The following is a 24791-nucleotide window of genomic DNA, read 5'->3' as shown; positions in this document are numbered from 1 at the left end:
ATGCAAGAAAAGACAGCCTTACCTGCTTCTCGTTGGTTACGATTAATTCCGGTTATTTTTATTACGTATAGTCTGGCTTATCTGGATCGTGCGAATTATAGCTTTGGTGCGGCATCAGGAATGGCACATGATCTGAATATTTCAGCAGCGATGTCGTCGTTACTGGGAGCCCTTTTCTTTCTAGGTTATTTCTTTTTCCAAATTCCGGGCGCTCATTATGCGGAGAAAAAAAGTGCGAAAAAGCTTATTTTCTGGTCGTTGATTCTGTGGGGTGCACTGGCATCTGCAACAGGGATGATTACCAATGTCAATCTATTGATCGTGATCCGATTTGCACTTGGTGTCGTTGAAAGCGCGGTCATGCCAGCCATGCTTGTTTTTAATGCACACTGGTTTACGAATAAAGAACGCTCACGTGCGAATACCTTTCTGATTCTAGGTAATCCTGCAACGGTATTGTGGATGTCGATTATTTCAGGGTATCTTGTGACTGCTGTAGGTTGGCGGTGGATGTTTATTATAGAAGGAATGCCAGCTATTATCTGGGCATTTGTCTGGTGGAAAGTGGTACAAGATAAGCCTTCTCAAGCCAAATGGTTAACCGATGCGGAGAAGCAAGCTTTAGAAGATGAATTGGAACGTGAACAAGCAGGTATGAAGCAAGTGAAGAATTACCGTGAAGCTTTCCGTTCACCCACTGTTATCAAATTAAGTCTGCAATACTTTTTCTGGAGTATTGGGGTGTACGGATTTGTGATGTGGTTACCTTCGATTATTGCCAAAGCACCAAATATGACGATGGTATCGACAGGTTGGCTAGCGGCTGTTCCCTATGTGCTCGCTGTCATTCTGATGTTAGTGACTTCATTCTTTTCTGATAAAATGCAAAGCCGTAAAAACTTTGTCTGGCCCTTCTTATTAATTGGAGCACTTGCCTTTTACGGATCGTATCTCATTGGCCCGAATCACTTCTGGATTTCATTTGTATTACTGGTGATTGCAGGTGGAGCGATGTATGCCCCGTATGGTCCATTTTTTGCTATCGTACCGGAAGTATTACCACGTAATGTAGCAGGTGGAGCCATGGCGCTGATTAACAGTATGGGGGCGTTAGGTTCATTTGCAGGTTCTTATATTGTAGGTTATCTGAACGATATCACAGGTGGGTTCGATGCATCGTATATGTTTATGGCGGGCTCGTTACTTTTATCTGCGATCTTAACTATGATGGTACGCAAACCACAGACTCAGAAACCTCAAGCTTCTCCAGAATGGAAAACAAAAGTCAGTGCCACTTAAATAAAAGAATAGTGAAAGTGTAAAATAACGTCACACAACAATAGAATAGTGTATTTCTTTTATATCTAAATGATGTAAAAAATAATTTATATTTAGTGAAGGAGCAGAATAAATATGACTGAACAACAGCCAGTGCGTATACAGCTCGCACTAGATCGAATGACGATTCAAGAAGCTATTCATATGGCACAACAAGTCGAACCGTATGTAGATTGGATCGAAGTCGGTACATCGCTTATTAAAGAGTTCGGTATCGAAAGTGTACGTCAGATCAAGCAAGCTTTTCCTGATAAAATCATCGTGGCGGATATCAAAACGTTCGATAATGCAAAATATGAATTTGAACTTTGTTTTGAAGCTGGAGCAGATGTAGCGACAGTTATGGGTGCGGCGCCTGATGCTACATTAGAATTATGTATGCAGACTGCTCGCAAATATCAGAGACAGACGATGATCGATTTGCTAAATGTATCTCAAGAAAAAAGGCATCACCTTAAGCAATATACAGATGCTATATTATGCGATCATGTGAGTAAAGATGAACAGGAGCACCACGGACAAGTAGCAGGATCATCTTCTATTCAACAGACTACGACTGATACCATTGCCAATAACAGTACACCGAAGATTGCTGTAGCAGGTGGAATTACGTTAGAGACGTTGCCGACGATATTACAACAATCGCCTACTGTTGTCATTGTAGGTTCTGCAATTACCCAAGCGCATGATCCTGCTGAATCTGCCCAACAGATTCGAGAGCTAATCCATACATTCTTTTCACAGTCTACAAATACAACAGCTTCAATATAATATATTTTACAAATGGAGTGATATCTATGAATAACATTCAATCGACAACAGCAGAGCAGATTATTGCTGAGATTAGCCAAGTGATTGCCCATGTACCACAAGAGTCAATCAGTAAGCTAGCCACGTTGCTTGTTAACAGTCAGCGTATTTTTGTAACCGGTGAAGGACGATCTGGATTTATGGCCAAATCATTTGCTATGCGCTTAATGCATCTAGGTGCAGATTCTCATGTGATTGGAGAAACGGTGACGCCTGCACTTGCTAGCGGTGATCTACTGATCGCTGTATCTGGATCAGGTACAACCAAATCCGCTATATGGACAACAGACAAAGCTAAAGAGTTAGGATGCTCTATTGTGGCGGTGACTACCGACGAATCATCACCACTGGGTATACTAGCAGATACGATTTTGCATATTCCAGCAGCGACCAAGTATAGACGTGAAGGCGAGGCAGCAAGTATTCAACCTTTGGGATCATTATTTGATCAATGTACACATGTCTTACTGGATGCAGTGTGCTTAGCCTATGGACAACTTCAACAAGTCCAACATGATGACTTATTTGCTAAACATAGCAATGTAGAATAAAGAATAGTATTTCTTTTTAACCCCACAAATATAAGATTATCAATACCATATAAACAGGTAGACTAAACAAAATAATGCTCCATGAATTAACCATACCTCGGTCTCTGGAAGTAGGGTCGATCGCTTGATTCGCTCGCATCCGATCTCCACTGACTAACGTACCTGAAAGAGCCAGTGTAATAACAATTAATATTACGGCAACCACTTGAAGTATATGTTCAAATTCATATGGTAATACAAATTGAACAAAATACAGTACAACTAGAAAAAGAGCACCTGAGCCTAAAAGCAAACCTGTTTTTTTCATAAGAGTATTCACCTTTCTACTATGTAATAGGAACAGCTATGTATCTACAATCTATTAGAATAAAACAAAAGACTGTCGAATGTATATTCGCAGTCTTTTGTGTATTATATCATTTATGATGTTATTACTTTGGAATAACTAGAGTACTTTTTCTAAAAAGCTAATCGTACGTTCGTGTTGAGGATTACCAAATACTTCTTCAGGTGTACCTTCTTCTACCACATAACCGCCATCCATAAAGATCACACGATCGGCCACTTCACGAGCAAAGCCCATTTCATGAGTTACGATCATCATGGTCATGCCTTCTTTGGCAAGAGAGTTCATAACACCTAGTACTTCACCGACCATTTCAGGATCAAGTGCAGAAGTCGGTTCATCGAATAACATAACGTCCGGATTCATAGCCAGTGCGCGTGCAATCGCTACACGTTGCTTTTGACCACCTGATAATTGGTTAGGTAGTGCATCGGCTTTATCTGCTAATCCAACACGATCTAGCAATTTGAGAGCGATATTACGAGCTTCTGCTGGAGACGATTTTTTGAGTTCGGTTGGAGCTAACATAATATTTTTGATTACGCTCATATGCGGGAAAAGATTAAAGTGCTGGAACACCATTCCGATATTTTCGCGTACTTTGTTGATATCGGTTTGTTTATCGTTGATGTTGTAATCATCGACAATGACTGTACCTGCTGTAATCTCTTCCAGACGGTTAATACAACGAAGGAAGGTACTTTTACCCGAACCAGATGGACCAATGACACAAACCACTTCGCCTTCTTTAACTTCCAGATCAATACCTTTCAGTACATGATTGGAGCCAAAGCTTTTTTTCAGACCGGTTACTTTAATTTTATCCATTGCTGACCTTCCTTTCGATGTGGTTAGAGATTTTGGTAAGGATTGTAATAACAATTAGATACATAATAGCAACGACTAACCAGATATCAAACGATTGGAAAGTACGAGCAATAACGATTTTACCGGATTGTGTCAATTCGACTAGACCGATAACAGACATAATCGATGTATCTTTCAAAGTGATCACTAGCTGATTAATAAATGAAGGGATCATTAATTTTACAGCTTGTGGAATAATAATTTTGATCATCGCTGTACGGTAAGGTAGACCGAGTGAGCGAGCAGCTTCCATTTGTCCACGATCAATCGATTGAATACCACCACGAATAATCTCAGTGACATAAGCTCCTGCGTTCAGACTCAAAGCCAGAACGGAAGCGACAAACAGTGGCATTGTAAATCCAAAGGCTCCTGGAAGACCAAAGTAGATAAAGAACGCTAGTACAAGTAACGGTATACCACGGAATACATCAACGAAAATAGTTGCGATAATACGTAGGATGCGGTTATGACTCACTTTCATAAATCCAAAGATTAAACCTAAAATAAATGCGAAGAATAGTGAAACGATCGTATAAACAACAGTATTCAATAATCCTTTAAGCAAGTAAGGGAAAGACTGTTGAATCAATTCGAATCTACCTAACTTTGCAGCAGGCACACCATTTCCGGATTCACCTAAATATTCTTTTAGAATTTTATCGTATTCACCGTTGCTACGAATATTAGCCAAACCTGCATTGAATTTTTGTAGCAATTCTGCATTTTTGCCTTTATTGACAGCAAATCCATAAGAACCTTTAGCTTCTTGTTCAGTTGGAGCTAATTGCAGTCCATTTCCTTGTTGAATACCATAAGCCAGTACCGGATAATCATCAAAACCAGCAACTGAATTTCCTGTTTTGATATCATCATAGACCTGTGCAGAATCTTCAAAAGGAACTAGGCTAAAACCATATTTATCTTTGATAGATTCAGCAAATGTATATCCTTGTGTTCCAATTTTGACAGCAACATTTTTACCACGTAAATCTTCATACGATTTAACATCAGCGTTACCTTGCTTAACTGCCATAGCTACGCCAGCTTCAAAATAAGACTTTGAAAAATCAAATGTTTGCTTACGTTCATCGGTAATACTCATTCCAGCAATCATACCGTCAACTTGATCAGTCTGTAATGCTTGAAGAGCTGCATTAAATCCTAACGGCTTAACTTCATAGCTAAAGTTCTGGTCTTTAGCAATTGCCGCTAATATATCCATATCGATTCCTACAAATTCTTGTTTAGCATCTTGAAATTCGAAAGGAGCAAATGTAACATCTGTACCGATTTGATAAGTTTTGCCTTCCTGTGCTTGTGCAGTTGCAGTCGTGGCAAAGCTTCCTGTAGATACTCCAAAGAAAAGAAGGAGAGCCATTACTAACCACATTACCCTAGATTTCTTCATAAAATCCTCCATTTCATTGACTTCTTCATGTCTATTAGCAAGTATTGTCATGCCTATACTTGAATCGAGCGAGAAACAACCTGCTCACGATTCATATTGCTTACAATAGATATCTCAAATTGATATCTTACATCACATGTCTTCCCATTCTACAAAAAAAACAAGCTATTGACTATAGGTCATTATACTTTTCAGTTAATTATGTATCACGTAAACGGTATCATTCTAATACTGATGTTAGGTATTGCACAAATTATAAGTAATCTCATGCTAAAAACCCAAATATAGTCAATTCACATCATTACTATATTCTTATATGGTTGTGTATCGAAGATAGTATTTAACACCCTGTTACTTTACACCTCCACTACATATGATAAAATGCAATGAACATATTAAGAAGGGAACGGGATATATGAAATTGGTTATTTTAGATGTAGATACAGGGATTGATGATTCGTTAGCACTGGCATATGCAGCTCATTCACCAGAATTGGATATTTTGGGAGTGACGACGGTATTCGGTAATATTACAGTCGAAGAAGCAACGCGTAATACGCTGGTCGTATTAGATAAATTAGAGCGTGAAGAAATTCCAGTCTATGCAGGAGAAAGTAAGCCGATGAGCCGTGAATATACGAAGCCTTTTGCCCGTCATATTCATGGAGAAGATGGAATTGGTAATCAGTATCGGGAACCTTCCGAACGTCAAGCGCAGCATATGAGTGCAGCTGACTTTATCGTTCAGCAAATTCAAGCATCTCCAGGCAAAGTCACTGTAGTGGCAGTAGGGCCGTTGACCAATATTGCCAAAGCTATTCAGACAGACCCTACTATTGTGAATACGATTGAACGATTAGTGGTGATGGGTGGGGCGGTTACTGTACCGGGTAATGTTACACCTTATGCGGAAGCTAATATTTACTCTGATCCTGACGCAGCTGCTTTTGTCCTTACATCAGGAATGCCGATCACATTGGTAGGACTGGATGTCACGATGAAAACATTGCTCACCGGTGTTCATTTGGACGAATGGAGACGGGAAAATAGTGCGTTATCTGTCTTTTTAGCTGATATGACGGAGTTCTATATGGGTGCTTATAATGAGATTGTAACAGGTGGCAAAGGTTGTGCTTTACATGATCCATTAGCTGTAGGCGTAGCGATTGATCCTACAATAGTACGCACGACTTCGTATGCTATTCATGTGGAATGTACCGATCCAGACGCATTAGGCAAAACGACAGGCAAACACGATACAGCTGTGGCACATATTGATGTTGCATTAGATGTAGATTCTTCTCGCTTTTTGAAACACTTTTTAAGTCGAATCGTCTAATCTTTTCTATTATAAGTAATCATTATTCAGAGCCGATCTGTTCAATGTAAGATGAGTGTAGTCTTGCATAACGGGTGGGCTTTAGATGATGAGATCTTATTAATATACATAAAATGTTACAAATACCGATTAAAGTAGACATTCTCTTTCATTTTTTATTGTTACTGTAAGGTAAATACGGTATCATTGAAATATGTAGCTAAAAGCTATTGATAAACGCTTACACGAATCGTTTCGACACGAATGAGCATTGTACTAGATGCTGATCTATATACGTTTGACAATATACAATAGTAAGGCCAGGTGTAATTCCATGAGCAGCAAGAATCCAAAGCGACAAGATACTACATCCGCAGCACAACGCAAGCTGGAGACGTTGCGAATTTTGGAAGCGGAAGGAACCGTACGGGTATCCGGACTAAGCCGCCGTTTTCAAGTGACTGAAGAGACGATAAGACGTGATTTGGAACGTTTGGAAAATGAAGGTGCTGTGGTACGTACGCATGGTGGAGCCGTATTTAACCGGAATCGGGAACAATATGAATCGCCTGCGGTACAACGTGAAACACAGAATCTAGAAGAGAAAAAAGCGATTGTTGAATACGCATTATCTTTAATTGAACCTGGCGATGTGATCGCATTAGATGCCAGTACAACCTGTTTACATTTGGTCAAGCAATTACCGAATCGTTCACTAACTGTACTGACGTATTCACTAGCGATTGCAAATGAACTGGTGCAAAAAACCGAGATCAATGTCATTTTGATCGGTGGGTATCTAGATCGAGATTCTATGGCAAACACAGGGATTCATGCAGAGAAAATGGTCGAAAGTTATCATGTGGATAAATTTCTATTTTCCTGTCATGGATTTGATCTGACACGCGGATTAACAGAACCTTCTGAAGCACATGTACAATTGAAGAAGAAGATTATTGAGATCTCCGATGAACTCATTTTGTTAACCGATAGTACGAAGTTTCGTCGTAAATCTTTGGTGCGCCTAATGGGTATGGAAGATTTGAATCGTTTTGTAACCGATGATCAGTTACCGCAAGAAGCGATTCAAGATTTGCAAGATATGGGCGTTGATGTGATCGTTGTCGAGTAGCCATCATATTCGCTTATAGTAGTCAATTAAGCCTTTTCCGTTATGGAAAAGGTTTTTTTGTACCCTTTGAAAAAGTAAGTCTTTTGCTGTTTTTAGATTAATTTTCAACAAATTCATCGGTTAAGCTTGAAAATAGGGTACGTTAGGAGTACTTTAGATAAATGAGAAAACGTTGAGAACCGTATAGAGATGGTTGAGATCAATGAGGCGTTTGGAGTGAGGAGAGAATCAATGACAGCAACTGGTGAATATAATCCGCAAATCGTAGGCATGGAAGATATTGTACGTGCCCATCATGTATTACGCGAAGTAATCGTACGTACCCCTTTACAACGAGATAATACATTATCTGAAAGATACGAATGTAATATCTTTTTGAAACGTGAAGATATGCAAGTCGTTCGTTCTTTCAAAATCCGCGGGTCGTATAACCGTATTCGTAGTCTTTCCCAAGCAGAATTAGACAAAGGGATTGTATGTGCTAGTGCAGGTAATCATGCGCAAGGTGTAGCTTTTTCTTGTGATGCTCTGAATATTCATGGCAAAATCTATATGCCAAGTACCACACCGAATCAAAAAGTAGAAATGGTGAAAAAGTTCGGTGGCAAAAATGTAGAAGTGATTCTGGTTGGCGATACATTTGATGACGCTTATGAAGAAGCAATGAAAACGTGTGAAGAACAAGGAATGGCATTTATTCATCCATTTGATGATCCGAAGATTATTGCAGGTAATGGTACAATCGGTATGGAAATTATGGAAAGTCTAGACGTACCTGCTGATTATATTTTCCTTACGATTGGTGGCGGTGGTCTAGCTGCTGGTGTTGGTCAATACATGCATACAATGAGTCCATCCACACAATTGATTGGTGTGGAACCTGCCGGTGCGGCTTCGATGAGTGAAGCTATTGCTCGTAATGAAGTAGTCACACTTGGTGAAATTGATAAGTTTATTGATGGTGCAGCAGTAAAACGTGTCGGTCAGCTTACTTTTGATATTTGCCGTGATGTATTAAATGATGTGGTGAAAGTGCCTGAAGGTAAAGTATGTTCGGCTATTCTGGATCTGTATAATGAAAATGCGATTGTAGCTGAACCAGCAGGCGCATTACCTATTGCGGCGCTTGATATGTATCGCGAGCAGATTAAAGGCAAAACAGTAGTCTGTATTATTAGCGGCGGCAATAACGATATTGATCGGATGCAAGAGATTAAAGAACGTTCATTGATCTATGAAGGATTGAAGCATTACTTTATGATCAACTTCCCTCAACGTGCGGGAGCTTTGCGTGAATTTTTGGAAAAAGTATTAGGGCCGAATGATGATATTGCTCGCTTTGAATATACCAAAAAACACAATAAAGAAAATGGCCCAGCACTTGTAGGTATTGAACTGAGTACACCAGAAGATTACGGTGCATTGGTGGAACGAATGGAAGCACATGGTATTAAATACACCGAGCTTAATCGTGATCTGAATTTGTTTAATTTGCTGATCTGATGAGTATTCTTAGAGTTATAGTTGGGTTTTGAGCGGAATTACTATATAATTAATAAGTCGTGCCAGTTTATTATTTATAGGAGGCTTTACCCCAATGTTAGTAATTCATGCCGAAATATTGATCCAACCCGAACACGTAGAAACTTTTCTACAACTTGCTGATCCTTTTGTAAATGCTTCACAAGCAGAAGAAGGCAATATTCGTTATACATTGATGGTGGATTTACATCAATCCAACCTATTCACGATGGTCGAAGAATGGGAAAGCCAAGAAGCGCTTACAGCTCACGAACAAAGTGCTCATTTTCTCAAGCATATCAATGATACAAAAGATATGGCAGCTGCACCTTTAAAAGTCAAAGTATATAAAGTTATGCAATTGCCTGTTGTTTAATAGGTAAAATAAGCTTGTCCAACACAAAAGCTACTTCTTTCGAGAGGTAGCTTTTTGTACGATGATATTGTAGGTTTGCAATATCATTTGGGTTTTGTCATCATATAGGTTATAATTAGTAAGTGAGATTTTTAGAACATTAAAAAAATCATATTACATTATATACTTATAGGAGGTTTACTTATATGTTTGTTATTCATGCTAATATCACGATTAAACCTGACAGAGTAGAAGAATTTTTAGTAGAAGCAGAAGGTTTGGTTAGCGCTTCTCAAGCAGAAGCAGGTTGTATCCGTTATACATTGATGCGCGATCTTCACCAACCTAACTTCTTCACAATGGTAGAAGAATGGAAAGATGAGCAAGCTGTACAAGAACACAACCAAAGTGCTCATTTCCAAAAATTCGTTAAAGATATGAAAGAATTTGCAGGTGCCCCTTTGGATGCGAAACTGTTCAACGCAACAGAAGTACCAAGAGGTTAATTCCATATATATCAATTTACGTAAGCCCCAGCCCTTTCCATTGGAGAGGGCTTTTTTTTTATAATTAGTATACATAATTCTGTAAAGTCGTCCGATAAATCTTATAAGATAAATGTCGAAATTACTCGAAAGACTAATGTAGACAGAATCTGATCAGTACCAAAAAAGAATATTTACTGTCTTAAATTATATTTTTCGCTATTTAATTTTACGTAATCTTAATCAAAAGAATCTACGTATTATAGATAGCAAGTGGTAGGTAAGGCATTACTTTATAAGAGAAAAAGGAGAATCAGTTGAATGAAAAAATATATAGCTATCGTAGTCTCGTCACTGCTTACATTATCTTTGGTTCATACCGGATTAGTATATGGAGAAGAATCTCCTGCTTCTATCACAGGAGCAGATCAAGAAGTCGTTATTGTGTATAAAAATCAAGCAGGTAAAGAAGCTGCTATCGAGCAAAGTGTAGAAGTACAACATGAATTCAAAACATTACCTGCGGTATCCGCAACCGTCAGTGCAGGTGAATTGCAAGATTTGGTGCAAGATCCCAATATTGCGTATATCGAGCGTAATGTTCCGTTTCAAGTTACCGATTCTTCTGATTTTCAAGTATTAGGATCTACTGTCAATGCAACAGAGCAATCGCAATGGAATTATCAAGCAGTACAACCTAATCAAATGTGGGATAAAGGATACAACGGATCAGGTATCAAAGTAGCTGTTATCGATTCAGGAGTAGCGGCTCATAGTGAACTTACGATTGCTGGTGGTGTATCCACAGTCGATTATACAACTTCATACGCAGATGATAATGGGCATGGAACACATGTAAGTGGCATTATTGCTGCTCATAGTGGCGATGGCGCTGTAACAGGAACGGCTCCTGGCGTGCAGTTATATGGTGTCAAAGCATTAGGTGCAGATGGCAAAGGAAATCTGCAAGATGTGCTAGAAGGAATCGATTGGGCGATCCAAAATCGTATGGATATTATCAATATGTCGTTAGGAACTGAATATGATTCACAAGCATTACACGATATGGTCGATAAAGCGTATAACAATGGTATTTTAGTAGTCTGTTCTGCGGGAAATAGTGGAGCAGGAACAGACACAGTTAATTATCCCGCACAATACAGTAGCGTGATTGCTGTAGCCGCAGTCGACAAAAATTTGAATCGGGGCGACTTTTCTTCTACAGGTCCTAAAGTGGAAGTCTCTGCACCTGGTATTGATATTGTGTCTACGTATTTAAATGGTAAATATGCTGTAGCTAGCGGAACTTCTCAAGCGGCTCCTCATATTGCAGGTATACTAGCAATTTTAAAACAAGAACATCCTTCGGAATCGATTGCGAATTTACGTACGGATTTGGAAGATTATATTGTCGATCTAGGAGCATCAGGAAGAGACAATTTATATGGATATGGATTCGTTACTTTCGCTCCTAAAGTAGATAAAACAGCCCCAGCAGAAGTAAATGGATTAACAGTCAGTCAAGCAACAACGAACTCTTTAACATTGAACTGGCAGAACCCGGTAGACAAAGATTTTGCAAAAGTAAATGTCTATAACGATACAGGCAAATTAGTAACTTCTGTAACCAAAAATGTATATCAAGCGGAAGGGTTGTCTCCATCGACAACATACTCATTTACACTAAAAACGGTAGATACAACAGGCAACGAATCCACTGGGAAATCCATCTCAGGTCAGACATTATCACCGTCTACTGAAGCTACACCTGTAGTGGAAAGTAAACCAGTTATTCCAACACCAACACCTGTATTCGCGCCAACACCAGCTGTAACTGTACCTGTGGTTACCACACCAGCACCAACTAATCTAGTCGCTGCTGTTCCATCTGGTGGTGGGGGCGGAGGCGGTGGTGGTGGTGGCGGCGGTATTCCACGCCAACCATCAACACCAAGTACAACCGTTACAGCACCAGCTGTTGCTCCAACACCAACACCGACTCAAAAAGCAACACAACAACTCAATACAGCCAAAACATCAGGTAAAGCAGCAGACTGGCTTAAAGCTAAATTTGATGGCAAAAATGTAAGTGATGCTAATTTCCAAAAGCAATTATCACAGATTAAGCAAACGATGGGAATCAAAGACTTGCCAAGTAAAGCGCAATTATCTCCTTCGATTCCGGTAAGTATCAGCTTGCAAGTTGCACTCAAAAATAAACAATACAAATATATCGATTCCTCTTCTATGACACCGGATCATGTCACAGTGCTTAACAGTAATGGAGAAGTAGTAACTAATGTAAATGTCTCGATGAAATGGAATCGTATCTTTATCACACCAACAGCAAGTGGATTTGCCAAAAACGAAACGTACAATATCATTATCGAAAAAGGCATCAAAGCGAAGCCAACAGCGAAAAGTGATCAACAAGTTTCATCCACGACGCCACTAATCTTACAATTTACAACACGTTAAAAATATAGATAAGAAAGGTGCATACCAATGAAAATTAAATCATGGCTTCAAATAGGGCTTACCCTATGTCTGGCATTCTCTTTATGGAGCACAATGTCTTCTACCAAAGCGCAAGCCGCCGATGGGCTTCCTTTTTCAGATATTTCGAATAGTTACTGGGCAAAAGATACGATTCAATGGGGATATGAAGCAGGCTTAGTCAATGGATACAAAGACGGTCAGTTCAAACCAAACAAAACAGTTAGCGAAGCTGAATTTTTAGCGATGTTGATTCGCACATTTGAACCAGAAGTGACGAGTAGTAAAACAGGGAACTGGGCAAATCCTTATTATGCTCGTGCCAAAGCTTTGAATTATCCAGTGAGTAGTTATACCAATACAACTACTCGTAATCAGATTCTTACTCGTACTGGGGTTGCACAATTGATCTCTTCTGCCGAAGGTGTGAATTATACGGGCAATGATGCGATTCAATATATGTTAGCTCTAGGTCTAGCTAACGGCAGTGATGCTTCTCAAGTGTCGATCGCTTCTTTTAAAGGAAGCAAAGCATTAACTCGTGCAGAAGCCCTTCAATTTATCAAAAACTTTGCAGATTATGGTGTAGGCGGATTGCTTGATCGTCCTACAGAAGCTTCGAATCCAGCAGATCTGCCTGCTTTGCCAACAGCGAATTAAACAAACGTACGAATGATGATCACAAAAAAGCTACTTCTGTTTATAGGTTGATGACCTATAGAGAAGTAGCTTTTTTTGTGATCTATTCTATGGTGGTGTGAATATCTACATTAAGGAGCAACAGGTGAAGTACCATCCGGATCATGGTTCATATGAAGCAACTCATCAATATTCGTATTTGATACAACCGTTAATCGCTTGAGAGTCAGTGGATCATCTCCAGGTCGGACAAATCCTTGGTGTACTGTAAATGCCATACGATATCCAGACTCTTTCAGTGCATAGACCATTTGCATACGGAAATCCCCGAATGGATAAGCAAAGTAAGGAGTATTGATCCCTGCTTCAGAACGCATAATTTTATCATCAGCGATAAAGCTTGCTTCATTCATACCAGCAGCATAATCATCGCCACAGTGAAGTAATGTTTTGTAATGTAGATTATACGTATGACTGTTGTATTCAAATACATCTTTAGAAGCTTCCATTTCTTCTTTGGATACATAGCTTGTTTTGTGGGGATCAAATGCTGTCGTTTTGTCTTGAATCCGTGAACCAATCACGAATAATGTTGCATGGAATCCATATTTTTTGAGAATCGGATACGCATAGATAATATTGTTTTGATACCCATCATCAAATGAGATCACGACTGTTTTGTCAGGTAACGAAATTTCTTCATCCACATATTGTTCTAACTGTTGTAGGGTTGCCGTATGGTAACCGTTATCGTGTAAGTATTTCATATCTGCTTCAAATGATTCTAAATTTACAATCGAATTATTAGTAGGCTCGGTATTATCCTTTTTAGGGGTAATATAATGATACATCAGTACAGGGATCTTATCGGCTGTACCTTCAGGAGCAACATAATCTGCGGCTAATGCAACATTACGTTGATTAAGTGCATCACGATGTTCATAATAAAAGACTTCATTCTGAGCAGCGACCCATGAGCTACATATTTTATGTGCAAGGATAGAAGATTTGGGGAAATTCACCCCGAGAACATAGACAACCAGTAATACTGCCATGAGGGCAAGTGCATATTTTTTCCAATGCTTTTTCATTCGTGTTTAAGTACTCCTTTATAGCCAGGTGGTAAAATCTTATTATCGGACAAATACTACTTTTTTTAAATGGACACAACATAGAATAGACAGTCAGACAACATAAAATGTAACATCTGAACTTTATTTTAAACGAAATGAATATATAAAAAGTTACATCGTCTTCTTGAAATAGTAACAATATTTTTGCTTATAGTTGGTAAAAAAAGGGTGGTAAGGAAATCTGAATAAAGGCTTCATTTCTTAAGTAAAATAATGAGTAAGCAAAAAGAAGGCAACCTTAATAAAGGTCTGCCTTCTTTTTGCTTACTGACCGATATGAGAAGATTTATCGAATAAAAGCTTGAGGTCGTTGCTCTAGCGCATCGGCTAACCATCTAGGATGCATACGAAGTAGATTGGCGGGTAACTGATCAGTAGGGAAAAATTGATAATCAAGTGATTCTTTAGGATCAACGATAAGCTCTCCACCGATAATAATTGCTTCAAAACAATTGGTAATAAAATGAACATTTTTTCCATTAGGATATTCAAAAATCTGGCTATCTGGATCAGAATAGACCCCAATTAAGCGTGTGACTTCTACATCTAATCCTGTTTCTTCTTTCAGCTCTCGTACAACTGCTTGCGTGACTGTTTCTCCTTTTTCTACATGTCCTGAAGGTATGCCCCATTGTCCGACATCAAGCCGCTGTTGCAAAAAGACATGACCCTCGGCATTAAAAATAATGACAGCAATCCCTGCATAAAGTTCATCAATAACGACAGACAAAGTATTTCCTCCTAAACGAAATAGAATCATTGAATTTTGAGTCTATTATACACTTTCCTTAGATCAGAAAACATTTTTGGGATAATACCCTTTATTTACTAAAATAACATTAAATGATATTATTTAGTATATATTGTAAATAAAATATCATTGGAGGGTAGAATATGAATAAAAAATTATTTTTGGCAGCTCCTTTTAAAAATCTAATGAATATGGAAACAGCTACCTTGGAAAAAGGGACGCAGAATTTCTTAATAAGATTGATCGATTTTTTTGAAAGTCGAGGTTATGAGGTACATAATGCGCACAAAAGAGAACAATGGGGACAGAAATTTATGCCTCCAGAACAATGCACCAAAATTGATTTTGACGAGATTGAAAAATGTGATTTATTTGTGGCTTTGCCCGGTATCCCAGCATCCCCAGGAACTCATATCGAAATAGGTTGGGCATCTGCTATGCAGAAAAATATGATTTTACTATTAGATCATGATCTTGAACAGTACGCTTATCTGGTGAGAGGCTTACACACGGTATGTCCTGTTGATTATGTAACGTATCATACGGAAGAAGATTGTATTCAGCAGTTGGAACAGGTATTGCAAGAAAGGCTTATTGCTTATGATCTTTAATCATTTTCATGATGCTTATCTGTATACGCTTGCCGAGGTATATCATAAGCCGCAATTCTATAATCAGCCACGTGGCAATCGAAGCCGGGAAGTTCTGAATTATACGTATGGAATTGAATCTCCTATTGAACGCATCTGTTATGTACCCGAGCGGAAGACCAATATTATTTTTAATTTTGCAGAAGCTTTATGGTATCTATCAGGTAGTAATAATCTGGACTTTATCCATTATTATGCCAGCAATATGAGCAAATATTCAGCAGACGGTCGCACATTAACAGGAACAGCTTATGGACCCAAATTATTTGCATATGGGGATAAGCGATTGAATCAATGGGAGCGTATTAAAGAAGTGCTTCGTGAAGATCCTGATTCCAAACGTGCATTTCTATCTATTTTTGATGCCAGTGAAGTACTTCAACTAGAAAATATTGATGTGTCTTGTACTATCGGATTGCAGTTTTTTATCCGTGAAGGTCAACTGTATATGAGTAGTTATATGCGTGCAAATGATGCTTACCGTGGCATGCTGAGTGATGTATTTTCGTTTACTTTTCTACAAGAACTTATGGCTACCGAGTTAGGAATAGAGGTGGGGAAATACTATCATAATGTAGCTTCTGTCCACATTTACGAGACAGATTATGTACAGACGAAGACAGTACTCTCCAAAGCTAAACAGATCGGAACTGTACCAGCCTATCCTTTTCCTCCTATGCCTCTAAAAGATAATCGATCAGATCTGCAAGTTGTTTTTGAGTATGAACAGCAACTTAGACAAGGAACAATAACTTTAAAGCCAGTGGATATTGATCGTTTGGATATAGATGATTACTGGAAACAGGTGATTTTGCTATTCGCTGTGTATCAATCGATTCAACAGAAGAAAGTAATAGACCATACGCTTTACCAAAAATTGATTCCCCTTTATCAGATGCTTGTTCAGCAGAAGTGGGAATCTTACTTTTCGATCATAATGGAGGAGATGTAATGCATACTTCTTGGAAAGAAAATACTGTATCCACTCAATTCAATGCATATAACGATATGTTAGAAGATATCTTAGGGTTCCGTTATTTGTTTGCTGTGTTGGATTCAGATCCTACTATTCATACGATCCTTGATTATGGCTGTGGCCCTGGGAAAGTGGCTGAACGCATAGCAAATCAACACCAGCGTTATCAAGTCATTGCTGTAGATGAGTCAGAGAATATGTTGAAAATAGCAACAGATCAACGAGCACATCCGCAGATCAATTATCAATTGATTCACAATAATCAATTAGACTTTTTAGAATCGGATTCGATAGATTGCGCTGTGAACTGTTTTGTGATTATTAATAATTCTAGTGTAGATCATATTCGTCATATGCTTACAGAAATCTACCGAGTACTGAAGCCGGGCAAGCCGTTATTAGTATTGGATTCGAATCCAGATGCAACCGGATATGAGTTCACTACATTTCGCAATGGAGAAAAAGGAAAGAAATATACAGACGGAGACCGCAAACAACAGTTTCTCAAGATTCCTGAAAGTTCAGATTTAATCTTAAATGATTTTTATTGGTCCAAGCATTTTTATGAAGAGATGTTAGAACAAGCAGGTTTTGATTCTATTCAGATCATGGAACCATGTATTGATGATATTTCGGTCAGCAAGTTACGTCAGTATGAGGAGCAATATGATCACTCGAAATGGGGTGATGAGCAGTATCAAGCCCCTTTTGTTATCTATAAAGCTATAAAATCGGCGTAAGCATGTGATAGACCAATCGATATAAAGAGATGGGGTAATAATAATGAGGAATAGTACTGTTCGCCAAAAAGGATTTTTGGTTGTTATTTCGTTTCTAATGATGTTTGGTATCCTGCCCAATGCTAGTTACAGTTATGCAGCGGCTACAGATCAACCAACAGTCATCAATGTAGCATTATACGATTATGTTCCTGATCCAGAGCGTTTTCAGCAAGCCGTAGTGAAAAATTGGGCAGAAGTTGAGCCTAATGTACGCTTGAATTTTGTCAAATGGGATGGATATGAAGCTGATCCAGATGCGAATGTAGATGTGTTCGTATTTGATGCGATCTTTTTATCTCATTTTGTAGACAAAGGATACTTGAAAGCGATACCACAAAATAAAATTCAAGATCGCCAAGATATTATTGATTTTGCTATGGAAGGATGTACAGTAAATGGAGCAGCCTACTGTATTCCGCAAATTGTGTGTACGAATTTATTATTTTATCGGGAAGATGATACAGCCCTTGCCTCTGTCCGTAGTGTACCCGACTTATATCGCATTTTAGGTGAACGACAATCGACAGGCGTTATTCCTGAAAATAATGAAGGGTTGCTGATTGATATGTCTAGCGGTACTACCAAAGCAGCTATGTACCTCGATGCGTTGTTAGATACTCGTCAAGAATATAGCGATTATACCGTTTTACCTGACCCTAATACATTAAATTCAAAAGCATTTAAAAGTCTAAAACAATTACAAAAAATGGGTGGTAAAGATCAAATTGAGTACTGGCCTGACAACAACGATGCTTATATTCGAGCAGATTGGTTCCGTAGCGGTATAGGTCGTGCATTTATTGGATATACAGAAGCAATGTCTAGTATGGGTGATTATGCAGATGATGTGAATTTTAAAACGATCTCCATGTCCAATAAGACAGATATTCCTGTGTTTTATGGAGATATGGTTGGTGTGAATTCGGCTATTACAGATCCTGCCAAGCAAGACATTGCTATCAAATTAGCAAATGTGATTACAGCTAGTCAAACGATGGTAGATGCTATTTCTCCAAATGAAGCTAAAGTGTATCCTCAATATTTGTTACCTGCAAGACATAGTGTATATCAAAAAATGCAACAGCAATTCCCGATTTATAGCCAATTGATCCCGATTGCTACTCATCCCGATAACAAAATATTCAAAATGGGACCAGATGCAAGAAATTGGATCGAACAAGCCAAAGTCACTATTACAGATCGCTTAGCAACAGTGGCTGTGCAGTAACCAAAGCTACTTCTATTCTATTGAGATTAGGAGACGGATGATGAAAAAATTACTAACGATTGCAGGCTCTGATTGTAGCGGAGGCGCTGGCATACAGGCAGATCTCAAAACATTTTCAGCGTATGGTGTATTCGGTATGAGTGTGATTGTATCTGTAGTGGCTGAGAATACAGCTCGTGTGATCAGTATTCAGAATATCACGCCAGAAATAATCAGCGATCAGATTGATGCAATCTATGAAGATATCGGCACAGATGCTGTTAAGATTGGTATGTTATCGGATCGTGATTGTATGGAAGCTGTTGCTTATAAGCTTAAGCAGTATCGTCCTGAACATATTGTGATCGATCCTGTCATGTATGCCAAAAATGGAAGCCCATTAATGAAACAAGAGGCAGTAGGTACATTGATTCGAGACATTTTACCACTTGCCGATATCCTGACACCTAATATTCCAGAAGCAGAGCGGATTACAGGGATAACAATTGAATCGATACAGGATATGGAAGAAGCTGCTAAGCGAATAGCCGATCAAGGCGTGCGTCATGTACTTATCAAAGGTGGGCACTCACTTGGCGATGAAGCTACAGATATATTATATGATGGTCAGCAAATGTATTATTTTACAGAAAAACGAATTCATACTTTGAATACGCATGGTACAGGATGCACGTATTCTTCTGCTATTGCAGCAGGGCTTGCATTAAGTGGTAATTTACAAGAAGCGGTTAAGCAGGCCAAAGCTTATGTAACCACAGCGATTCGTCATTCGTTGAATCTGGGTTCAGGTCCCGGTCCTACGCACCATTTTTATGATTTGTATCAACATGGATTGCGTCAGAGTGATTCAACCAAGCTCATTTAATAAGGTGAAGCTATCCAGTGAAGGATAATGAAAATATCGAACAGATTAGAGGGATGTCCTTTAATCTGTTCATTTTTTGCTACTCTATTGGCATTTTAAATAGACAGGCATACAAAGCGAATAAGGGGACAAAGAAGTATGCAACGAAAACCAAAGCGGTCTAAACGAAACAAAGAGAAAAAGCTAGAATCTTTTTTGCACACTGTATTAGATATTTTCTTCTGGTAGAGATAGGACGAATTATAGCAACCAAGGTAAAATAACAAGCAAAGAAAGTAATCATTTTTATGTATATCGTTTGACAGCTTTGATTTAAGGTTAAAGTAATAGAGAGCGACGATACTAAAGTAGTGTACTTTATTGTTTCATACTCAAAATTTTTTTGCTAAAAATTTGATTGTGCACAAAAAAGTTGTATACTATGTATTGAGTGGAGTATATAACTAACGATTGCATTCGTTTCATATACGTAATACATCTTAATCTTTTAAAAATATAAAACTTCGAAGGAGTCGATTAATATGACTAAAAAAGTATTGTTAGTAGCGACAAGTGCTACAGAAATGAACGGACACCCAACAGGACTATGGTTAGAAGAATTGGCTGCACCTTATCATGTATTTCAAGATGCAGGCGTAGAACCTACGATCGTATCGGTTAAAGGCGGTAAAGTAACACTGGATAAAAACTCTATTCCAGACGGTATTCCTGCTGAATTTCAATCGGTAGCAGATATGCTTGAAGATACTAAAGCTCTTGCAGACGTAAATGTAAGCGACTTTGCAGGTGTATTATTTGCAGGTGGACACGGTCCTATGGTCGATTTCGCAAGCAACCCTGTGATCGCTCAATTGATTCATGATACAGAATCACATGATGGTGTTGTTGGCGCTGTATGTCATGGCGTTGGTGCATTAGTAGATGTGAAAAAAGCAGACGGTACTTACTATGTACAAGGCAAAAACATTACAGGTTTCACAGATGAAGAAGAAGATATGGTGAAATTGACTAAATATGTTCCTTTCCTATTAGAAAGCAAATTGCGTGAGCAAGGTGCAGCATTTGTAGCCGCTTCAGCTTTTGCAGACCATGTTATCGTTGATGGTAAATTAGTAACAGGTCAAAACCCTGCTTCTAGTGAAAGCACAGCGAAAGCGATGCTTGAATTGCTATAATTGTTAACTTCTCCTTTATATCTATAGATATATTTAAAAAAGCATCAAGCCTCTGGATTTCCTCAGAGGCTTTTTGTTTTTCAGATTTCTTTTTACCGATCACATCAATGATATCCCAAAGATTATATAAGTAAATATATACGTATGAAGATAGATAAACGATTGTGACAATGATGCAAATAAGATAGACTGACTTTAACTGTAATCAAGATACGATGCATATTTTGTAAATAGAAGCTTGTACAGGTCAGGAGGAGCTACGATGAGAGAGCAGGAAGAACGTCGCCGTGTAGGGATTATGGATATAGGATCGAACTCGATTCGTCTGGTTATTTATGAGACAGGGGATGGAGGCGGATATCAGGTTCTCAAAGAATGTCGAGAATCTGCTCGTCTAAGTGCAATAGTTACACCTGAAGGAGATATGCCACTTGAAGTGGTCAGTGTGATCGTGCCTGTTCTAAAGCAGTTTGCTGAAGTAAGTGTAGCGTATGAAGTAGAAGAGATTCGTGCTGTGGCTACAGCGGCTATTCGTAATGCGAGTAATGGCGAAGAAGTCATCGACTACTTGAACCGTGAAACTGGACTCACGATAGAACTGTTACCGGGTGAAATGGAAGGGCATTACGGCTTTATTGGCGTAGTTAACCGAATTGATATCGAAGACGGTTATATTATTGATATTGGAGGCGGAAGTACAGAGATTACTTTATTCCGTGATCGTGCTCGCGTTTCCAGTGTGTCTTTTCCTTTCGGAGCTGTCAATATGAATGTGCGATTCGGCAATGAAACGACCGGGCGTTGGGAAGAGTCTTCGGTTGAAGAACTTCGACAACTGGTGCTAGATGCCGCGCAAAAGCATGAATGGATTAGTGAGCACCCTGATCTTCCTATGGTCGGTCTAGGTGGAACGATTCGTGCTGTAGGTAAAATGCATCAACGTAAATTAAAATATTCTCTGGAGCAGATTCATCATTATACGCTAGAAGCAGAAGATACTGACTATTATTATCAACAGCTTCCAGCTATGAGTAATGATCAGCGCAAACGCATTGCCGGTCTATCCAAAACCCGTAGTGATATTATTGTGCCCGGGGTTATTATTTTGAATACGTTATTCCGTTATATGCATTGTTCTCATTATGTGATTAGTGGAACAGGTCTACGTGATGGATTGTTCTTCGAATGGGAACGTGGCAAAGACAATGCGATTGTCGAAGATGTGTTGGAATATGAGATCGGTGCAGCTTTACACGGAGAGCCCTTGCCCCGTCAACGACATTTACGCTGGGTGCAACAGTTATCTTCTGAACTATACGAAGCACTTGGAGAAGGTCAAGGAGACGTCTCTAATCGCAAAATCCTGCGTACCGCTTCTTTAATGTATCGGGTAGGTATGAAAATTGGCTATCATGACTTTGAAGAGCATACTCGTTATCTATTAACGACTCGTGCTGTAGCTGGACTTAATCATCGGGAAACGGTGCTAGTCGCATTTATCGCTATTTTCGGCAGTAAAGGCAAAATCAAAAAAAGAAGGATCTCTACCGAGTACGCCGATATTCTTCATCCTAAAGACGAAGAACGTATTCGCCGCTTAGGCGCTGTTCTTCAATTGGCTGCTGCTATGGATGTGAGCGAAACGCAACCTGTTGATCGCTTAGTCGCTGTACGCAAAGGAAGAGACTTCGAGCTGACAGTTCACTGTCATACCGAAGCCTCTATGGAAACACATGAAATTACGGAAGCGGTTAGAGATTTGGAGAAGGAGTGGGACGTAAGAGTGAGACTGGTGGTACATATGGTTTCCAAGAATTAATTTCCCACGCTTTAAATTGACTGCGTAACGGAGGCTTACCGTTATCAAATCGCTCATAACTGCCACTAGGTAGTAGCAATCTAGCTTTGATATTATCCTCAAGGATAAGAGCTAGAATGCGCTGCATAGTGGCTTTTGTGTTTTTATCAAACAATGGACACATCAGCTCTACACGGCGGGTTAGATTACGAGTCATCCAGTCTGCACTGGATAGCCAGATTTCAAGATCGCCACCATTTTCAAAAGAATAGATCCGTGAATGTTCCAGATATCGATCTACTACACTGCGAACGGTAATGCGTTCACTCAAGCCAACGACACCCGGACGTAAACAGCACACTCCACGTATAATCAGATCGATATTCACGCCTGCTTGAGAAGCGATATATAACTCGTCGATAATTTGTTGATTGGATAACGAGTTCATTTTGGCAATAATGCGTGCAGGTCTACCTTTGCGTGCATGTTCAGCTTCCCGTTGAATCAATTCGATAAATTTATTCATCATCGTATCCGGAGCAACCGCGACAGCTTGCCATTCATGACTTTCAGTATAGCCTGTAATATGGTTAAACACTTCTGATGCATCTTCACCAATATGAGGATTTACCGTTAACAGACCAATATCGGTATATGATTTAGCAGTAGACGCATTATAGTTCCCTGTACCGATATGAATATAACGTTTGAGACCATCGGCTTCACGGCGTACCACAAGAATTAATTTGGCATGTGTTTTGAGTCCAACTAGACCATAGACCACATGACAACCTGCTTTTTCCAGAGTACGTGCCCATGCAATATTACGTTCTTCATCAAATCTAGCTTTAAGTTCAACAACAACCGTTACCTGTTTACCCGATTCAGCAGCTTTGGCGAGCGCTTGAATAATCGAAGAACGTCCGCTTACACGATACAACGTCATCTTGATTGCCATGACATCATCATCTTCAGCCGCTTGTTCAATAAAATCACTGATTACATCAAATGATTCATACGGATGATACAGCAATACATCACGCTCTTTAATGACGCTGAAAAAGTCGGTATCACTGCCTTCTGGAAATTCAGGGGCATACCGTGGAATCTCTGGTGGATAGCGTAACGATTCATGATTTTGTATAGAGTCCGAGAATGGTAGCAAAAATCCAAGATCCAAAGGTCCATCGATTTCATACACGGCTTCAGACACATCGAATTCTTCCTGTAACATACGAAGTGCAAAAGGATGGAAATCTTTTTCAACTTCCAGACGTACAGGTGCACCACGACGACGTTTGCGTAGTTTATTTTCAATTTCTTCTAGCAAATCTTCCGCTTCTTCTTCGTTAATATCCAGATCGGTATTCCGAGTCAAACGGAAAGCATTTACCCCTACAGGTTGATAGCCTCCAAACAACGTATGAATATGATGACAGATCAATTCTTCAAGCATAATATACTGTTGTTTTTTGCTGTTTTGACGGTGAGGTAAAGAAACCAATCTTGGAAGATTAGAAGGAATCTGTACGATAGCAAAGTAGAACGCATCATGTTCATTCTCAGTAATGGGTTCACGACCGCCATGCTCTAGCACGACAGAAAGGTATACATTCAATCCATGTACCAGTGGGAATGGACGACTCTGATCGACTGCCATCGGTGTCAATACAGGGAAAATGACATCTTCATAATAAGTATCTGCTGCTTTGCGCTGAGCGATACTAAGATCGGTATAACGATTCACCGTAATGCCCTGTTTACCAAGTAGACGCATCAGTTCACGGTATGTACGATATTGAGTATGAACCATTTTTTCTACTTTTTTGGTCAGACGTTTGAATAGACCAGACGGAGTATAGCCGGTAAAGTCTTTTTTGAGATAACCTTCTTTAATTTGATTGCGAATACCAGCAACACGTACACTCATAAATTCGTCTAGATTACGGGATACAATGCCCAAAAATTTGATACGTTCTAACAGGGGAGCGTCTGGATCTTGAGCTTCTTCCAGTACCCGGCTGTTGAATTCGATCCAGCTTAGATCACGGTTAATATAGCTTGAGTGAGTAGGATGGTTCACTTGTTTATTTTCCATAATGCCTCCGCTTAATCTTTGTTATCCAACTATATTCTTTATCTAGTGTAACTTGCAGTATGTGTA

Annotated in this window: 23 protein-coding genes; 17 read left to right on the top strand and 6 right to left on the bottom strand. The window is 39.2% G+C overall.

Annotated elements, in window-relative coordinates:
- From PTI45_RS10515 to hxlB, 3 genes are all read left to right on the top strand, one after another.
- A complete protein-coding gene (locus PTI45_RS10515; RefSeq protein WP_069327530.1) occupies nucleotides 1-1299 on the top strand; it encodes an MFS transporter in 1299 nt (432 codons plus the stop codon).
- A 114-nt stretch (nucleotides 1300-1413) separates the two neighbouring features.
- On the top strand, nucleotides 1414-2109 hold the full coding sequence (hxlA, locus tag PTI45_RS10510; protein WP_342672116.1) for a 3-hexulose-6-phosphate synthase: 696 nt from the start codon (nucleotides 1414-1416) through the stop codon (nucleotides 2107-2109).
- Between the two features lie 26 nt (nucleotides 2110-2135).
- Nucleotides 2136-2699 carry a 6-phospho-3-hexuloisomerase gene (hxlB, locus tag PTI45_RS10505; RefSeq protein WP_069327529.1) on the top strand — a complete coding sequence of 188 codons (564 nt, stop codon included), beginning with the start codon at nucleotides 2136-2138 and terminating at the stop codon, nucleotides 2697-2699.
- A 16-nt stretch (nucleotides 2700-2715) separates the two neighbouring features.
- Here hxlB and PTI45_RS10500 read toward each other — a convergent pair whose 3' ends face one another.
- The 3 genes from PTI45_RS10500 to PTI45_RS10490 all read right to left on the bottom strand — a co-directional run bounded on the left by PTI45_RS10500 (nucleotide 2716) and on the right by PTI45_RS10490 (nucleotide 5323).
- The gene (locus PTI45_RS10500; RefSeq protein WP_069327528.1) at nucleotides 2716-3006 is read right to left on the bottom strand and encodes a DUF5316 family protein; all 291 of its coding nucleotides are present in this window, start codon (nucleotides 3004-3006) and stop codon (nucleotides 2716-2718) included.
- A 138-nt stretch (nucleotides 3007-3144) separates the two neighbouring features.
- Nucleotides 3145-3873: an amino acid ABC transporter ATP-binding protein gene (locus tag PTI45_RS10495; RefSeq protein ID WP_069327527.1), complete on the bottom strand. Its 729-nt coding sequence runs from the start codon at nucleotides 3871-3873 to the stop codon at nucleotides 3145-3147.
- The gene (locus tag PTI45_RS10490) at nucleotides 3866-5323 is read right to left on the bottom strand and encodes an amino acid ABC transporter substrate-binding protein/permease (protein ID WP_069327526.1); all 1458 of its coding nucleotides are present in this window, start codon (nucleotides 5321-5323) and stop codon (nucleotides 3866-3868) included. Before PTI45_RS10490 ends, PTI45_RS10495 begins: the two co-directional genes overlap by 8 nt.
- Before the next feature lie 415 nt (nucleotides 5324-5738).
- Between PTI45_RS10490 and PTI45_RS10485 the strand changes: the two genes are divergently transcribed.
- The 7 genes from PTI45_RS10485 to PTI45_RS10455 all read left to right on the top strand — a co-directional run bounded on the left by PTI45_RS10485 (nucleotide 5739) and on the right by PTI45_RS10455 (nucleotide 13290).
- Complete coding sequence (locus PTI45_RS10485; protein WP_069327525.1) at nucleotides 5739-6662, top strand: nucleoside hydrolase; 924 nt, start codon at nucleotides 5739-5741, stop codon at nucleotides 6660-6662.
- 313 nt (nucleotides 6663-6975) lie between these two features.
- Complete coding sequence (locus PTI45_RS10480) at nucleotides 6976-7773, top strand: DeoR/GlpR family DNA-binding transcription regulator (RefSeq protein WP_069327524.1); 798 nt, start codon at nucleotides 6976-6978, stop codon at nucleotides 7771-7773.
- A gap of 231 nt (nucleotides 7774-8004) precedes the next feature.
- Nucleotides 8005-9276 carry a threonine ammonia-lyase IlvA gene (ilvA, locus tag PTI45_RS10475; protein ID WP_069327523.1) on the top strand — a complete coding sequence of 424 codons (1272 nt, stop codon included), beginning with the start codon at nucleotides 8005-8007 and terminating at the stop codon, nucleotides 9274-9276.
- 94 nt (nucleotides 9277-9370) lie between these two features.
- Entirely contained in the window at nucleotides 9371-9670 is a 300-nt protein-coding gene (locus PTI45_RS10470) for a putative quinol monooxygenase (protein WP_069327522.1), read from the top strand.
- Between the two features lie 185 nt (nucleotides 9671-9855).
- Nucleotides 9856-10155, top strand: coding sequence for a putative quinol monooxygenase (locus tag PTI45_RS10465; RefSeq protein ID WP_069327521.1), 300 nt, complete (start codon nucleotides 9856-9858; stop codon nucleotides 10153-10155).
- A 300-nt stretch (nucleotides 10156-10455) separates the two neighbouring features.
- The gene (locus PTI45_RS10460; RefSeq protein ID WP_069327520.1) at nucleotides 10456-12612 is read left to right on the top strand and encodes a S8 family serine peptidase; all 2157 of its coding nucleotides are present in this window, start codon (nucleotides 10456-10458) and stop codon (nucleotides 12610-12612) included.
- Between the two features lie 27 nt (nucleotides 12613-12639).
- Complete coding sequence (locus PTI45_RS10455; protein WP_069327519.1) at nucleotides 12640-13290, top strand: S-layer homology domain-containing protein; 651 nt, start codon at nucleotides 12640-12642, stop codon at nucleotides 13288-13290.
- Nucleotides 13291-13400: 110 nt separating this feature from the next.
- Here PTI45_RS10455 and PTI45_RS10450 read toward each other — a convergent pair whose 3' ends face one another.
- Both PTI45_RS10450 and PTI45_RS10445 read right to left on the bottom strand, forming a co-directional pair.
- Nucleotides 13401-14360, bottom strand: coding sequence for a polysaccharide deacetylase family protein (locus PTI45_RS10450; RefSeq protein ID WP_069327518.1), 960 nt, complete (start codon nucleotides 14358-14360; stop codon nucleotides 13401-13403).
- A gap of 328 nt (nucleotides 14361-14688) precedes the next feature.
- Nucleotides 14689-15132, bottom strand: coding sequence for an NUDIX domain-containing protein (locus PTI45_RS10445; RefSeq protein ID WP_241669436.1), 444 nt, complete (start codon nucleotides 15130-15132; stop codon nucleotides 14689-14691).
- Between the two features lie 164 nt (nucleotides 15133-15296).
- On the opposite strand from PTI45_RS10445, the gene PTI45_RS10440 reads away from it, so the two are divergent.
- The 7 genes from PTI45_RS10440 to PTI45_RS10410 all read left to right on the top strand — a co-directional run bounded on the left by PTI45_RS10440 (nucleotide 15297) and on the right by PTI45_RS10410 (nucleotide 22648).
- Nucleotides 15297-15764: a nucleoside 2-deoxyribosyltransferase gene (locus tag PTI45_RS10440; protein ID WP_069327516.1), complete on the top strand. Its 468-nt coding sequence runs from the start codon at nucleotides 15297-15299 to the stop codon at nucleotides 15762-15764.
- Nucleotides 15754-16755: a thymidylate synthase gene (locus PTI45_RS10435; RefSeq protein ID WP_069327515.1), complete on the top strand. Its 1002-nt coding sequence runs from the start codon at nucleotides 15754-15756 to the stop codon at nucleotides 16753-16755. Before PTI45_RS10440 ends, PTI45_RS10435 begins: the two co-directional genes overlap by 11 nt.
- Complete coding sequence (locus PTI45_RS10430; protein WP_069327514.1) at nucleotides 16755-17519, top strand: class I SAM-dependent methyltransferase; 765 nt, start codon at nucleotides 16755-16757, stop codon at nucleotides 17517-17519. The genes PTI45_RS10435 and PTI45_RS10430 overlap by 1 nt, the downstream gene beginning before the upstream one ends.
- Nucleotides 17520-17562: 43 nt before the next feature.
- A complete protein-coding gene (gene bcmE / locus PTI45_RS10425; protein ID WP_069327513.1) occupies nucleotides 17563-18789 on the top strand; it encodes a thiamine pyridinylase in 1227 nt (408 codons plus the stop codon).
- A 40-nt stretch (nucleotides 18790-18829) separates the two neighbouring features.
- Complete coding sequence (gene thiD / locus PTI45_RS10420) at nucleotides 18830-19654, top strand: bifunctional hydroxymethylpyrimidine kinase/phosphomethylpyrimidine kinase (protein WP_069327512.1); 825 nt, start codon at nucleotides 18830-18832, stop codon at nucleotides 19652-19654.
- Between the two features lie 521 nt (nucleotides 19655-20175).
- Complete coding sequence (locus PTI45_RS10415; RefSeq protein ID WP_069327511.1) at nucleotides 20176-20829, top strand: type 1 glutamine amidotransferase domain-containing protein; 654 nt, start codon at nucleotides 20176-20178, stop codon at nucleotides 20827-20829.
- 262 nt (nucleotides 20830-21091) lie between these two features.
- Nucleotides 21092-22648, top strand: coding sequence for a Ppx/GppA phosphatase family protein (locus tag PTI45_RS10410; protein WP_069327510.1), 1557 nt, complete (start codon nucleotides 21092-21094; stop codon nucleotides 22646-22648).
- On the opposite strand, the gene ppk1 is transcribed toward PTI45_RS10410, so the two are convergent.
- Nucleotides 22581-24725, bottom strand: a complete 2145-nt coding sequence (gene ppk1 / locus PTI45_RS10405; protein WP_069327509.1) for a polyphosphate kinase 1 — start codon at nucleotides 24723-24725, stop codon at nucleotides 22581-22583. The genes PTI45_RS10410 and ppk1 overlap by 68 nt on opposite strands.
- Nucleotides 24726-24791: the final 66 nt, after the last annotated feature.

This window comes from Paenibacillus nuruki, from assembly GCF_001721045.1.
GTDB classification, from domain to species: domain Bacteria; phylum Bacillota; class Bacilli; order Paenibacillales; family Paenibacillaceae; genus Saccharibacillus; species Saccharibacillus nuruki.
This window is presented reverse-complemented; position numbering and strand designations above follow the sequence as displayed.

What these genes read in the sequence shown, in the direction of transcription:
- PTI45_RS10515 (WP_069327530.1), top strand. Translation starts at nt 1, where the DNA reads ATGCAAGAAAAGACAGCCTTACCTGCTTCTCGTTGGTTACGATTAATT.
- hxlA (WP_342672116.1), top strand. Translation starts at nt 1,414, where the DNA reads ATGACTGAACAACAGCCAGTGCGTATACAGCTCGCACTAGATCGAATG.
- hxlB (WP_069327529.1), top strand. Translation starts at nt 2,136, where the DNA reads ATGAATAACATTCAATCGACAACAGCAGAGCAGATTATTGCTGAGATT.
- PTI45_RS10500 (WP_069327528.1), bottom strand. Translation starts at nt 3,006, where the DNA reads ATGAAAAAAACAGGTTTGCTTTTAGGCTCAGGTGCTCTTTTTCTAGTT.
- PTI45_RS10495 (WP_069327527.1), bottom strand. Translation starts at nt 3,873, where the DNA reads ATGGATAAAATTAAAGTAACCGGTCTGAAAAAAAGCTTTGGCTCCAAT.
- PTI45_RS10490 (WP_069327526.1), bottom strand. Translation starts at nt 5,323, where the DNA reads ATGAAGAAATCTAGGGTAATGTGGTTAGTAATGGCTCTCCTTCTTTTC.
- PTI45_RS10485 (WP_069327525.1), top strand. Translation starts at nt 5,739, where the DNA reads ATGAAATTGGTTATTTTAGATGTAGATACAGGGATTGATGATTCGTTA.
- PTI45_RS10480 (WP_069327524.1), top strand. Translation starts at nt 6,976, where the DNA reads ATGAGCAGCAAGAATCCAAAGCGACAAGATACTACATCCGCAGCACAA.
- ilvA (WP_069327523.1), top strand. Translation starts at nt 8,005, where the DNA reads ATGACAGCAACTGGTGAATATAATCCGCAAATCGTAGGCATGGAAGAT.
- PTI45_RS10470 (WP_069327522.1), top strand. Translation starts at nt 9,371, where the DNA reads ATGTTAGTAATTCATGCCGAAATATTGATCCAACCCGAACACGTAGAA.
- PTI45_RS10465 (WP_069327521.1), top strand. Translation starts at nt 9,856, where the DNA reads ATGTTTGTTATTCATGCTAATATCACGATTAAACCTGACAGAGTAGAA.
- PTI45_RS10460 (WP_069327520.1), top strand. Translation starts at nt 10,456, where the DNA reads ATGAAAAAATATATAGCTATCGTAGTCTCGTCACTGCTTACATTATCT.
- PTI45_RS10455 (WP_069327519.1), top strand. Translation starts at nt 12,640, where the DNA reads ATGAAAATTAAATCATGGCTTCAAATAGGGCTTACCCTATGTCTGGCA.
- PTI45_RS10450 (WP_069327518.1), bottom strand. Translation starts at nt 14,360, where the DNA reads ATGAAAAAGCATTGGAAAAAATATGCACTTGCCCTCATGGCAGTATTA.
- PTI45_RS10440 (WP_069327516.1), top strand. Translation starts at nt 15,297, where the DNA reads ATGAATAAAAAATTATTTTTGGCAGCTCCTTTTAAAAATCTAATGAAT.
- PTI45_RS10435 (WP_069327515.1), top strand. Translation starts at nt 15,754, where the DNA reads ATGATCTTTAATCATTTTCATGATGCTTATCTGTATACGCTTGCCGAG.
- PTI45_RS10430 (WP_069327514.1), top strand. Translation starts at nt 16,755, where the DNA reads ATGCATACTTCTTGGAAAGAAAATACTGTATCCACTCAATTCAATGCA.
- bcmE (WP_069327513.1), top strand. Translation starts at nt 17,563, where the DNA reads ATGAGGAATAGTACTGTTCGCCAAAAAGGATTTTTGGTTGTTATTTCG.
- thiD (WP_069327512.1), top strand. Translation starts at nt 18,830, where the DNA reads ATGAAAAAATTACTAACGATTGCAGGCTCTGATTGTAGCGGAGGCGCT.
- PTI45_RS10415 (WP_069327511.1), top strand. Translation starts at nt 20,176, where the DNA reads ATGACTAAAAAAGTATTGTTAGTAGCGACAAGTGCTACAGAAATGAAC.
- PTI45_RS10410 (WP_069327510.1), top strand. Translation starts at nt 21,092, where the DNA reads ATGAGAGAGCAGGAAGAACGTCGCCGTGTAGGGATTATGGATATAGGA.
- ppk1 (WP_069327509.1), bottom strand. Translation starts at nt 24,725, where the DNA reads ATGGAAAATAAACAAGTGAACCATCCTACTCACTCAAGCTATATTAAC.